The organism is Pseudovibrio sp. W64 (assembly GCF_001623145.1).
In the GTDB taxonomy this organism is placed as follows: Bacteria; Pseudomonadota; Alphaproteobacteria; order Rhizobiales; family Stappiaceae; genus Pseudovibrio.
Genome location: NZ_LMCI01000020.1, coordinates 1 through 305 on the forward strand (window position 1 = coordinate 1; position 305 = coordinate 305).

1 protein-coding gene is annotated in these 305 nt (G+C 55.1%); it reads left to right on the forward strand.

Going from position 1 to position 305, the window contains the following annotated elements:
- The coding region (locus tag PsW64_RS27075) for a helix-turn-helix domain-containing protein (RefSeq protein ID WP_193757780.1) at positions 1–305 on the forward strand (305 nt) is incomplete at both ends.

Here is a 305-nt window from a genome sequence, read left to right on the forward strand (position 1 = left end):
GTATCAGCCCACAAACAGGCTATAAATGGCTGAGGCGGTGGCGTGCGGGAGAAGCCTTGAATGATCTCTCTCGCCGGCCCAGAACGTCCCCTGGGCGTTCACCACAGGAGGTGGAGCAGAGGGTTTTATCAGTACGTGACACTTACCCGGCTTGGGGCGCTCGAAAGATCCGCGCTTATCTGCAGCATCAAGGCATTACAGTTCCAGCAAGCTCCACGGTGCATGCTATTTTACAGCGCCATGATCGCATAGAACCGAAATCAATCCCAGCGTCCTCGGATTGGCAGCGATTTGAAGCTCCTCTT